We start from the raw sequence: 12778 nt of genomic DNA, 5'->3' as shown, positions 1-12778 counted from the left end.
AAAGAAATAAACCTATATTATTGAATATGTGGTTGATTAACAGTCTCAATTTTAAAAGACAACAAAAAGATGTGCTTTATGATCGCGCTCTTTTATGGTCAGTATTAGGATTAATTAGTATTGGTTTCGTGATGGTTGCTTCGGCTTCGATATCAATCGGAGCGCGTATATCAAGTGATCCATTTTATTTTATAAAGCGCGATGCTCTTTATCTCACTTCAGTATTTTTATTATCATTAGTGATAATTAGGGTACCAATGATTACTTGGCAACGTTGCAGTCCATTAATGTTATTTGTTGCTTTAGCGATGTTAATATTAGTTTTACTAATCGGAAGTTCGGCTAATGGTTCAATTCGTTGGTTAGCTTTTGGTCCATTGCGAGTTCAACCTGCAGAATTATCTAAACTTGCACTATTTTGTTATATTGCAAATTATTTAGCGCGAAAAGCAAAGGAAGTGCGTGCTAATTTTTTGGGACTTTGTAAACCAATAAGTGTAATAATATTATCATCAGCATTACTGCTAGCACAACCCGATTTTGGGACTACGATAATATTGTTTGTTACTGCTTTAGCGATGTTATTTTTAGCTGGCGCTAAACTTTGGCATTTTTCATTAATTATCGGCTCTGGAATATTTACAGTTTTTTTATTTATATTTTCTGAACCGTATCGCATACGTCGTATAATGTCGTTCTGGAAACCATGGGATGATCCATTTGGCAGTGGCTATCAGCTTACTCAATCGCTAATGGCTTTTGGTTGTGGAAAATTCTGGGGCCGAGGATTAGGAAATTCAATACAGAAACTGGAATATTTACCAGAAGCCCATACTGACTTCATTTTCGCTATTTTGGGAGAAGAACTTGGATATTTTGGAGTAGTCTTAACGTTATCATTGTTATTTTTTATTTCATTTCGCGCAATGAGTATTGGTCGAAAGGCGTTGGAAGCTAACCAACAGTTTTCTGGTTTCTTGGCATGTTCTATTGGAATTTGGTTTGGATTTCAAACTTTGGTTAATATAGGGGTTGTTGTTGGTGTATTGCCAACCAAAGGTCTAACGTTGCCATTAATCAGTTACGGAGGTTCTAGTTTAATCGTTATGACAATAGCAATGGTAATTCTTTTGAGAATAGATTTTGAAAGACGAATAGCTAAAAAACAAGCATTCCTAATAGGATCTCGATGAAAAGAAAGAAAAAACGATTATTGGTGATAGGAGGCGGTACTGGCGGACATGTTTTTCCTGGATTAACGGTAGCATTACATCTAATGAAGCATGGTTGGCAAGTTCTTTGGATTGGAACTTCTGAACGTATAGAAGCAAATTTGGTACCACAATATGGTATTAATATTAGTCATATTTGCATCAGTAATCCGCGTCGTAAAAAAGGATTAAAAGCAAAGTTCCTAGCTTGTCTCTACATTTTCCGAACTATACGAAAAATACGATCAATTATATATTCTTGGAAACCTAGCGTAGTGCTAGGTACGGGAGGCTATGTTTCCGGACCAGGATGTTTGGCAGCTTGGAGTTGCGGAATTCCTTTAGTTTTGCATGAGCAAAACCGTGTTGCTGGACTAACAAATCGCAGCTTGGCAAAAATTGCGTATAAAGTACTTCAAGCTTTCCCTAATGCATTTCCACATGCTGAAGTAGTTGGTAATCCAATACGTGATACAATTATAAGTCTTCCTTCACCTGAAATACGTTTTCGAAATCGAACTGGGCCAATTCGGGTTTTAATTATAGGAGGAAGTCAAGGTGCACAGGTACTTAATAAAGTAATGCCGGAAGTATTTTCACAGTTAATTAATACTATAACCGTCTGGCACCAAACAGGAAAAGGAAGGTTAGAAGAGGTTATTCAAACCTATATGGAAAAAGAAAATAATAATAAAACCAGCAGGATGACACAGTACAAGGTTGTAGAATTTATTGACGATATGTCTTCTGCTTATGCTTGGGCGGACATTGTAATTTGCCGTGCTGGAGCACTAACAGTAAGTGAGATATCTACAGCAGGGGTGGCAGCTTTGTTCGTTCCGTTTATTCACAAAGACCGTCAACAATATTGGAATGCTTGTTTATTAGAGGAACATGGAGCAGCAAAAATTATTGAACAGCCATTTTTTAGCATTGAACGAGTAACTCGACTACTAATTAGCTGGAATCGATCAATTCTGTTAACAATGGCACAACGTGCTCGTGCAGTAAATACTTTTAACGCAACAGAACGCATAGCGCTAGCGCTGAAAAAAGCGGCTTCTTCTTATTTTTAATGATTAAATTTTAATTGATAACATCAAAGTTTTGAAATTATTTTGTTGTAATTTTATTACAGATAATTAAAAAATTAATAGCAATGTGAACATAAAACGATTGATTAAATTTCAAGATTTAATGCTACCCGGTATGCAGCGGGTCAAGAAAATTCATTTTGTTGGAATTGGAGGCAATGGTATGGGTAGCATTGCAGAAGTTCTAATAAATGAAGGTTACCAAATTAGTGGATCTGATTTAGTTTCGAACTCAATTACAAAAAGATTAATAGATCTTGGCGCATACATTTTTTTTAATCATCAACCAGAAAATATCTGTAATGCTAATGTGGTAGTAGTATCGAATGCTATTGCAATTGATAATCCAGAAATTATAGCAGCCAGAAAGGCACGTATTCCAGTTATCCAACGTGCAGAAATGCTATCAGAATTAATGCGTTTTCGTCATAGTATCGTTGTTGCAGGAACACATGGAAAAACCACCACTACTTCAATGATAGTTAGTATTTATATTCAAGCTGGTTTTGATCCAACATTTGTTAATGGAGAAATAATAAAAACCATTAATACTCGAGCTCGTTTGGGATCTGGTCGTCATATCATTGTTGAAGCTGACGAAAGCGATGCTTCCTTCTTAAGTTTACAACCAATGATAGCTGTTATTACTAATATCGAAGCTGATCATATGGATACTTATCATCGAGATTTCGAAAATTTAAAAAAAACATTTATTAACTTTTTGCATAAAATGCCGTTTTATGGCCGAGCAATAATGTGCATTGACGATCCAGCAATCCGTGAGATATTACCTTTTATCAAAAGACAAGTCACCACTTATGGTTTTAGTGATGACGCTGATTTTCGCATTATCGAATACCATCAGAACGGTATGTATAGTAATTTTATCGTTCTTCGAAAAAGAAAATTAAAATTAAAAATAAAACTGTTCAATGCGCCTGGCAAACATAACGCACTAAATGCAATGGCATCAATCGTAGTAGCTTCCGAGGAAGGTATTGATGATAAAAATATTTTTCAAGCAATGCAAAATTTTCAAGGAACAAAACGACGATTTGATAATTTAGGACGTTATGATTTAACCAATATCAATGGTAAATCTGGTAACGTAATGCTAATAGACGATTACGGTCATCATCCAACAGAGATAAAAGCAACAATTCAAACAATTCGAATAGGATGGCCTGGTAAGCGACTTGTGATGATATTTCAACCGCATAGATATACTCGTACTAGAGATTTATATGAAGATTTTTCTATTGTTCTTTCTAGAGTAGATGTTCTATTGATACTAGACATCTACCCTGCTGGAGAACTACCTATATCAGGTATAGACGGTTTTTCTTTATGTCGCACTATTCGAAACCTTGGGATAATAAATCCGATTTTTGTGTCGCATATAAATAAACTATCGATGATTTTAGAATTAGTGATGAAAAACAATGATTTAGTGTTAATTCAAGGTGCTGGCACGATTGGAAACATTGTCAGAAAACTAATTGAAAACAAGATCCAAATTAAATTAGATAAACAGTTAGTTAATGATGGATAAAATAAGTTTATCCAAAATAACTTCTTTTTGTAAGAAGATTTCATCCGGAATGGTTTAATATGGTACCACAAGCAGTTGTAAATACGTACAGCAGTAATAAGACGAGAAAAACCTCCATACGTTGTGGTTGTGATTATAGAGAAACAGTCAACTTATTTTTAATTCAGCGCTTTTCCTGGTAGCTCTTAGCGCTTTTTCATGGACAGGATATAGAATTATTAACTGAACGAGAGATCCTAATTTTTTATCAAAAATGTATCAACTAATAATTATCAGAAAATTCGCCGATAATGATAATAATGATGTTCGACAAAAAACTCCAATTTTTGATAAAGTTGATGTTACTTTTATAAAAAAAATTGGCCTTATGCAGAAACAAATTAAACGAATTCCTTGGATTAAACAGAAAATTAACGCAAAAAAGGAAAAAACATGGACAGAGGAGTTTAAGGTTCTTCCAGTAGAAGACACTAAGCTAGTCATAGCTCAATGGAGCAATATGTATTTAATTAAAAATAATGAAAAGATATTAATCGAGCCAATTTCAGCTCACATTATCAACCAATTTGTACCAATATTACATGGACCACAAGAAAGTTAAAAAAAGTTTTGAGCAATTATTATGTTATGAACAACATACTGATGACTATCAAACTTCAGATTAAAACGACCATTATGAGTGACAAAGTTCATGGCATTTAATATTAATGAATGGTATTAAGCTAGAAATAGGCCAGAAAGATCAAATTAAACGACTACAACGCTTTATTGAAATTTATCCTATACTTTTTACAACAAGCACACAATGAAAATAAATATATAAATTATGTTGATTTGCGTTATGACTCAGGTCTGGCCGTCGGTTGAAATGCAAATTGTACTTTTTTTGATAAAAAAAATAAAAAACTGACTACAACGCAGATGCAGGCAAAATGAATAATGATCAAAGCAGCAGATAGAAAATTATTGGTAGGCTTAGAAATAGGTACGGCTAAAGTTGCTGTCCTTGTGGGGGAAGTGCTTTCCGATGGAATGATAAGCATTATCGGAGTTGGCGGCTGTCCATCTCGCGGTATGGATAAGGGCAGCGTTAGTGATTTAGAATCAGTTGTAAAATGTGTGCAATCTGCTATTGATAAAGCAGAATTAATGGCGGACTGTCAAATTTCCTCTGTGTATCTTGCTTTGTCAGGTAGACACATTGATTGTCAAAATGAAATTGGTATAGTGCCAATTTCTGAGGAAGAAGTGACGCAAGAAGACGTAGAAAATGTAGTACATACCGCTAAATCAGTTCGGGTTCGCGATGAACACCGTATTTTACATGTTCTCCCACAAGATTATACAATTGATTACCAAGATGGAATTAAAAATCCAATTGGTTTAACCGGCATACGTATGCAGGTTAAAGTTCATCTAATTACTTGTCATAATGATATGGCAAAAAATATTGTACGTTCAGTAGAGCGTTGCGGATTAAAAGTCGATCAATTAATTTTTTCTGGTTTAGCATCAAGTTATGCTGTGCTAACCGAGGACGAACGTGAACTAGGTGTATGCTTAGTTGACATTGGTGGTGGAACCATAGATGTGGCAATTTTCATTGCTGGTTCCTTAAGGCATATCAAAGTAATTCCTTATGCTGGTAATACTGTTACAAATGATATTGCTTATGCTTTCGAAGCATTACCAATTGATGCTGAAACAATTAAAGTACGTTACGGTTGTGCACTAGGCGCACTCCTTAGCAAAGAAGAAAGTATAGAAATACCAACTACTGATGGACAACCGCCACGTTGCTTACAAAGACAAACTTTAGCTGAAGTAATTGAACCACGATACATGGAACTACTTAGTCTAGTTAATAATGAGATCATTCAATTACAAGAAAAACTCCGAGCAAAATGGGCAAAAAATCATTCTCTGTCTGCTGGTGTTGTCATCACTGGTGGTGCAGCAAAAATTGATGGTTTGACAGCTTGTGCAAAGCAGATTTTTCATACACAAGTGCGCATAGGTTATCCATTAAATATCACTGGTTTAAAAGATCACGTGAGAGAACCTTATTATTCTACGGTTGTTGGATTATTGCATTATGGTAAAGACCATTATTTAAACAATGAAATGCAAATAGAAAAAAAAATGTCAGTTAGAAGATGGTTTAAACGATTAAGTAGTTGGCTACAAAAAGAATTTTGAAGACTTTTTCACAGGAACAAAGTAGGGGACTCCGATTCTCGATAAAATGTAAAACGGGGATAAGTTATGTTTGAATCTATGGAGTTAATTACCGATGCAGTTATTAAAGTTATCGGAATTGGTGGAGGTGGTGGTAATGCTGTTGAACACATGGTGCGTGAGCGCATTGAAGGTGTGGATTTTTTTGCTGTAAATACCGATTCGCAAGCATTACGCAAAACATCTTTAGGACAAACAATCCAAATCGGTAGCAATATAACTAAAGGCTTAGGAGCTGGAGCTAACCCAGAAATTGGACGTAATGCAGCAGAAGAAGATCGTGAATCATTACAAGCTGCGTTAGAAGGAGCTGATATGGTTTTTATTGCTGCCGGTATGGGAGGTGGAACTGGCACAGGCGCTGCTCCTGTTGTAGCTGAGATTGCTAAAAATCTTAATATTTTAACTGTATCTGTAGTTACCAAACCTTTTAACTTTGAAGGCAAAAAACGCATGGCATTCGCCGAACAAGGTATTATTGAACTTTCTAAACATGTTGACTCACTGATTATCATTCCTAACGACAAGTTACTAAAAGTCTTGGGGCGTGGAATTTCTCTTTTAGATGCATTCAAAGCAGCTAACGACGTGCTAAAAGGTGCAGTACAAGGTATTGCTGAGTTAATTACTCGTCCCGGGTTAATGAATGTTGATTTTGCTGATGTGCGAACCGTTATGTCGGAAATGGGTTACGCCATGATGGGTTCTGGAACTTCTTGCGGTGACGATAGAGCAGAAAAAGCAGCAGAAATAGCCATTTCAAGCCCGTTACTGGAAGACATTGATTTATCTGGCGCTCACGGTGTTCTAGTAAATATTACTGCTGGGCTTGATTTACGTTTGGATGAGTTTGAAACTGTAGGCAATACAGTCCGTGCGTTCTCTTCAGATGAAGCTACTGTAGTGATTGGTACCTCATTAGAGCCAGAAATGAATGATGAATTACGTGTTACTGTGGTAGCAACAGGAATTGGTATGGATAAACGTCAAGAGATTACATTGTTAACAAACAAACAAAAAAATCATCAATCTCCCGCTACAAATAATTATTGTTATCATAATCGCGATAAAAATGCGTCATTTCTTAACAGAAAGCACGAAATAACAGAAAAAGGAGAAGTTAATAATAAGAAATTTCAAGAAGAAGAACTAAGTTATTTAGATATCCCAGCATTTCTGCGTAAGCAGGTAGATTAAAATACGGTAGCAGATTTTCCAAAAGATATTCATTCTATATTTTAATCTTTCCGCTAAATGGATAGCGTCGATAAAATATACATGAGAAGTAAATGATCAAGCAACGGACATTAAAGCGTATTGCACAAACTATCGGAGTCGGACTTCATACCGGAAAAAAAGTTAAATTAACCCTAAAACCTGCATCTGCAAATACTGGGGTAATCTATCGTCGAACAGATCTGAATCCACCAATAGATTTTCCTATAGATATTCGATCAGTACGAGATACTTTTTTATGCACTTGCTTAGTAAATGAAAACAATATAAAAATTTCAACTGTAGAACATTTAAATGCTGCACTAGCTGGGTTAGGAATTGATAACATTGTTGTTGAAGTAGATGCACCTGAAATTCCTATCATGGATGGAAGCGCTAGTCCATTTGTTCGTTTGTTACTAGATGCAGGAATTGAAGAAGTTGATAGTGCTAAAAAATTTCTTTTTCTAAAACAAAAAATACGCGTTGAAGAAGAAGAAAAATGGGCTGAGTTGAGCCCGCATGAAGGTTTTACACTTGATTTTACTATTGATTTTAATCATCCTGTAATCGAGGCTAGATCGCAACATTTTTTTTTAAATTTTTCTACGGAATCTTTCGTGCAACAAATAAGTCGCGCAAGAACTTTTGGTTTTATGTGCGACATTAAACGTCTACAATCTTGCGGATTAGCGCTTGGCGGCAGTTTTGATTGCGCTATTGTAATTAACAATTATCGTATAATGAATAAAGATGGTTTGCGATTTGAAGATGAATTTATTCGTCATAAAGTACTTGACGCTATCGGTGACTTATTTATTTGTGGTTACAATATTATTGGTGCATTTAGTGCCTTTAAATCCGGTCACACTATGAATAATAAATTACTAAAAAAAGTTTTAGAATCTCAATGGGCTTGGGAATTAAAAACCTTTGAAGATGAAACTAAATTACCGTTGACGTTTGATGTTGCAAAGAAAAATACTTGCTATAATAGTGATAAAAGATTAATTAATTGATCTTCTCTCTGAGAGGGAAGCCAACCGTTCTAACGCGTTTTTTACTCTTCCGTTATTTTGCAAAGCAAGATGACGGATAGATTCTGCACTTTTTTCACTCAAAAATTGTCTCACCATTTTATGTCGTAGTTTTTTCTTGTTAAGAAAAGGATTATCAGCTTGATAATTTTGATTACTATTTTTCATGGTTAAAAGCTGTTTTCTAGCTAATCCTGGATTAATTCTAATATCAATAGACGAAAAAAACGGCAAAATTCGCGCTTTTGATGCTGACAACAATTGAGATCGTTCAAAATTTAACCGAAATTTCCAACTAGCACTGGCGACTTCCAATATTAAGACTTTATGACGAATATTTGCAACGCGGCACCATGGTCGTATTGATTCCGGTAATAATTCATTAATTGCACGATTTATTTTTAATAATAAAGTAGCATGTCTTTGAATTTTTAATAAAGGCGCAAAACGATAATCTTTTTTAGAAAAAAGGTTAAATAAGTTGTTGATAGGTTGCGGACGATTATTGCACATGACGTTTGAATGAAATAAAAAATATTTTGAAGTAAAGATCATTATCCCATTAAGATAAGTTCGAAAAAATATGTATTTAAACACTTTTTGAATTTAAAGCTGATCACTATGCTGTAAATTCTTTTTGCACAAAAGAACAAGCTAACAATTTATATTTACTAAGTCAATAGGTGAGACACTAGCATTTTTAATGATGATTAAACAAGGTTGATGAAAGTTCTTTTTTATAACTTACTATTTCTAGATAATTAGATCGATCTTCTTTTATATAGAATTCTATTTATTTTTTTATTTAAATGCATAATTGTCTTTTTTATAGAATTAAGAAAACATAATAGCATGTAATTAAGAGTTAGTTGTTTTGGATAAAATTGATGACACACTTATTATCGAGTTTTTAGTAAATTGTAAAAAAGCACAACTATAATAATTTTAGATTATGTGAATTGATAATGCCTCATTATATGTATATTACTTCTTAAGAATGTAAGAAAGGATATATCCTTGATACAAATGAAAGGAAGGTATAACGTTACCATAAATAAAATTGTTTAAAAAAAAGAAGGAGATTATATTTCTTTGTTGAAAATTTTAATCAATATTCACAGATAAACTATATTTACAGATGAGATTTATTAACTAATATGTTAGCAAAATTATTCACCAAATTATTTGGTAATCGCAATGATCGTGCTTTACGCCGCATAAATAGAACAGTAGACTTCATTAATCAAATAGAGCCAAAAATAGAACAATTAAGTAACGAACAACTTGCGGCTAAAACTATTGAATTTCAAAATCGTCTCTCTCGAAGAGAAACTCTTGATAGTCTATTACCAGAGGCTTTTGCTGTAGTACGCGAAGCTAGTAAAAGAATATTTGGTATGCGTCATTTTGATGTACAATTAATAGGTGGAATAGTGCTTAATGACCATTGCATTGCTGAAATGCAAACCGGAGAGGGAAAAACTCTAACGGCTGTCTTACCTGCATATTTGAATGCTTTGACTGGAAAAGGGGTTCATATAGTAACTGTAAACGATTATCTGGCGCAGCGAGATGCAGAAAACAATCGTCCATTATTCGAATTTTTGGGATTAAGCGTTGGGGTTAACCTTCCTGGTTTGTCAATGTTAGATAAACATGCTGCTTACGCAGCTGATATTACTTATGGTACTAATAATGAATACGGATTCGATTATTTACGTGATAATATGATATTTAATCAAGAAGAACGAGTCCAACGCAAGCTACATTATGCGCTAATAGATGAAGTAGATTCTATATTGATTGATGAGGCTCGTACTCCGTTAATTATATCTGGTCCAACAGAAAATAGTTCAGATATATATCATCGTATCAACAAGCTTATTGCTTATCTGATTCCTCAAGATCAGGAAGACTCAGAAAATTTTCATGGTAAAGGACATTTTTCGGTAGATGAGAAAAGTCGTCAAATAAATTTAACTGAACGTGGTTTGATATTTATCGAAAAATTGTTATTAAAAAACGGATTCATAAAGAAAGATGACTCACTTTATTCATCCAATAATATTGGATTAATGCACCATATAATTGCCGCTTTACGGGCTAATATACTATTTATTCGTGATGTAGATTATATTGTCAAAAATGGAGAAGTGATTATTGTTGATGAGCATACAGGGCGTTCAATGCCTGGAAGACGGTGGTCTGATGGTTTACATCAAGCAATAGAGGCTAAAGAAAATGTTATAATTCAAGGCGAAAATCAAACATTGGCATCAATAACCTTTCAGAATTACTTTCGTCTATACGAGAAATTAGCAGGCATGACGGGTACAGCCAAAACAGAAGCTTTTGAATTTAGTTCAACTTATAAACTAGATACGATTGTAGTACCAGCTAATCGCCCTATGGTTCGTAAAGATTTAGCTGATCTTGTTTATATGACAGAAAAAGAAAAAATTGATGCAATTATTAATGACATTAAAGCGTGTACCCAACGAGAACAGCCTGTCCTTGTTGGAACTGTTTCTATAGAAAAATCAGAACTCATTTCCAGAAAATTAAAAAAAGTTGGTATTCCCCATAAGATATTAAATGCTAAATTCCACGCCATGGAAGCTGAAATTATCTCCCAGGCAGGACAACCTGGAGCTGTCACCATTGCTACAAATATGGCAGGACGAGGTACTGATATCATGCTAGGAGGAAACTGGCGGACAGAAGTTGCGTCTCTGAGTTTTCCAAATAAAAAACAAATTTCTAAAATTAAAAATGCTTGGAAGTCGCGCCACGAGGCAGTATTAATTTCTGGTGGTTTACATATTATTGGAACCGAACGTCATGAATCTCGACGTATCGATAATCAGTTACGTGGTCGTGCAGGACGACAGGGAGATGCTGGATCTTCTCGTTTTTATTTGTCCATGGAAGATTCCTTGATGCGTATTTTTGCTTCAGAACGTATTACTAATATGATGCGAAAGTTAGGCATGAAATATGGCGAAGCCATTGAACATCCATGGGTCACCAAAGCAGTTGCTAATGCTCAACGGAGGGTGGAAAGTAGAAATTTTGATATTCGTAAGCAATTATTAGAATTTGATGACGTTGCTAATGATCAACGTCGAATAATTTATACTCAACGCAATGCATTACTTAGTAAGGAAGATATTAGCGCAACTATTAAGAATATTAGAAAAGATGTCTTAAAGAGCGTTCTTGATACCTACGTTCCTACTCTACTAAAACCAACAGAATCGCTTTGGAATCTGTCAGGATTAGAAAAACGCCTTAAAAATGATTTTGATTTAGATATTCCTATATCTCAGTGGTTGAATAATGAGCCAAGACTATATAAAAAAGCGCTACAAACACGTATTTTTGAGCAAGCAATAATTCAGTATCGGAAAAAAGAAAAGATCGTTGGCATCAACGCAATGCGTAAGTTTGAGAAAAGTGTTATGATAAAAACACTTGACTTCTTGTGGAAAGAACACTTAGCGTCAATGGACTATTTACGTCAGGGAATTCACCTACGTTGTTATGCACAAAAAGATCCGAAGCAAGAATATAAAAGAGAATCATTTGCCATGTTTTCTGGCATGCTAGATTTATTGAAATATGAAGTTATTAGTATACTCAGTAAGGTGCAAACAAACGAGACAAATGAAATAAAAACAAAAAGAGAAAAAAACGAGAGATTTAATTTCCCAATTAAAAAACAGAAAATAGTATATTTCGCTTCAGAAGAAGAAAAGCTACGGAAAATTGTAAAAAAACCAATAGATAATGGTAGGTTAAAACAAAATTACCCTTGTCTATGTGGTTCAGGTAAAAAATTTAAAAACTGTCATGGAAAATATAATTCTTCTTAGAGAGTTAATTTTTTATTTGATTAGCACTGGTTCTTAGATAATCTTTCTAAGGTAATTAAAATATCATATGAATTTAAAATCAGGAAGAATATAAATAGTAAAGCAAGCAAAGCATTAATTTTGACAGATCAATTTTTTTGTCTTCAAAGAGGAAGTTCAGATATCATTTTTTATAAAAACTTAATTAACTAACAGTGATCGAAAAAAGCTAGATATTTTGTTCTTCATGGATGTTTGGATAAGCGCTATCAGCCTTCTGATTAGCTTACAGAACACGTTATTGAGATAAATGTACTATCACGTACTATGTCTATGGTTAATAATATTGGTAGTTATTGGTGCTCATATTATTCAGGTATAATCACACTTATTTGCCCGTATGGATCATCATCACTCACCATGAGATGCATCTACATTTAAGTGATTTAAAAAAGTGAAAAGTTTCTTAATTACTTTAACTCGATCGTTAAATCATTAAGTTATATTTATTTACGACAAAAATAAAGACGCAAAAAGCTATACTGGCTATTATGTATCTTTATTTTTTTTAATAAAA

At 34.1% G+C, this 12778-nt stretch carries 7 protein-coding genes and 3 pseudogenes; 9 read left to right on the top strand and 1 reads right to left on the bottom strand.

Translation table 11 applies throughout. The features are described 5' to 3' along the window. Positions 1-71 precede the first annotated feature (71 nt). The 8 genes and pseudogenes from ftsW to lpxC form a co-directional block, all read left to right on the top strand. Positions 72-1193 (top strand): annotated as a pseudogene (gene ftsW / locus JK145_RS00165) (cell division protein FtsW); the annotation flags it as partial. Further along, a complete protein-coding gene (gene murG / locus JK145_RS00160) occupies positions 1190-2287 on the top strand; it encodes an undecaprenyldiphospho-muramoylpentapeptide beta-N-acetylglucosaminyltransferase (protein WP_220664875.1) in 1098 nt (365 codons plus the stop codon). The pseudogene ftsW and the gene murG, both read left to right, overlap by 4 nt. 85 nt (positions 2288-2372) lie before the next feature. Continuing rightward, positions 2373-3857 carry a UDP-N-acetylmuramate--L-alanine ligase gene (gene murC, locus JK145_RS00155; protein WP_220664874.1) on the top strand — a complete coding sequence of 495 codons (1485 nt, stop codon included), beginning with the start codon at positions 2373-2375 and terminating at the stop codon, positions 3855-3857. Between the two features lie 253 nt (positions 3858-4110). After that, entirely contained in the window at positions 4111-4458 is a 348-nt protein-coding gene (locus JK145_RS00150) for a hypothetical protein (RefSeq protein ID WP_220664873.1), read from the top strand. Between the two features lie 97 nt (positions 4459-4555). Beyond that, positions 4556-4666 (top strand): annotated as a pseudogene (locus tag JK145_RS03025) (hypothetical protein); the annotation flags it as partial. Between the two features lie 130 nt (positions 4667-4796). Beyond that, positions 4797-6056 carry a cell division protein FtsA gene (gene ftsA, locus JK145_RS00140; protein WP_220664871.1) on the top strand — a complete coding sequence of 420 codons (1260 nt, stop codon included), beginning with the start codon at positions 4797-4799 and terminating at the stop codon, positions 6054-6056. Between the two features lie 66 nt (positions 6057-6122). Beyond that, positions 6123-7125, top strand: a pseudogene (gene ftsZ, locus JK145_RS00135) (cell division protein FtsZ); the annotation flags it as partial. Positions 7126-7384: 259 nt separating this feature from the next. Beyond that, positions 7385-8329, top strand: a complete 945-nt coding sequence (gene lpxC / locus JK145_RS00130) for a UDP-3-O-acyl-N-acetylglucosamine deacetylase (RefSeq protein WP_220664869.1) — start codon at positions 7385-7387, stop codon at positions 8327-8329. On the opposite strand, the gene JK145_RS00125 is transcribed toward lpxC, so the two are convergent. After that, the gene (locus JK145_RS00125; RefSeq protein ID WP_220664868.1) at positions 8318-8860 is read right to left on the bottom strand and encodes a DUF721 domain-containing protein; all 543 of its coding nucleotides are present in this window, start codon (positions 8858-8860) and stop codon (positions 8318-8320) included. The two genes, lpxC and JK145_RS00125, sit on opposite strands and share 12 nt — an antisense overlap. Positions 8861-9504: 644 nt before the next feature. Between JK145_RS00125 and secA the strand changes: the two genes are divergently transcribed. Beyond that, a complete protein-coding gene (gene secA / locus JK145_RS00120; protein WP_220664867.1) occupies positions 9505-12222 on the top strand; it encodes a preprotein translocase subunit SecA in 2718 nt (905 codons plus the stop codon). The last annotated feature ends 556 nt before the right edge of the window (positions 12223-12778 follow it).

The sequence above is a fragment of the Sodalis sp. CWE genome (assembly GCF_019646055.1).
GTDB lineage: Bacteria > Pseudomonadota > Gammaproteobacteria > Enterobacterales > Enterobacteriaceae > CWE.
The sequence above is the reverse complement of the archived record's forward strand: the minus strand, read 5'-3'. Positions and strand labels throughout refer to the sequence as shown.

Bases quoted from the DNA above. Each gene is read 5' to 3' on its own strand.
- lpxC (WP_220664869.1), top strand. From the start codon at position 7,385: ATGATCAAGCAACGGACATTAAAGCGTATTGCACAAACTATCGGAGTC.
- JK145_RS00125 (WP_220664868.1), bottom strand. From the start codon at position 8,860: ATGTGCAATAATCGTCCGCAACCTATCAACAACTTATTTAACCTTTTT.
- ftsA (WP_220664871.1), top strand. From the start codon at position 4,797: ATGATCAAAGCAGCAGATAGAAAATTATTGGTAGGCTTAGAAATAGGT.
- JK145_RS00150 (WP_220664873.1), top strand. From the start codon at position 4,111: ATGTATCAACTAATAATTATCAGAAAATTCGCCGATAATGATAATAAT.
- murG (WP_220664875.1), top strand. From the start codon at position 1,190: ATGAAAAGAAAGAAAAAACGATTATTGGTGATAGGAGGCGGTACTGGC.
- secA (WP_220664867.1), top strand. From the start codon at position 9,505: ATGTTAGCAAAATTATTCACCAAATTATTTGGTAATCGCAATGATCGT.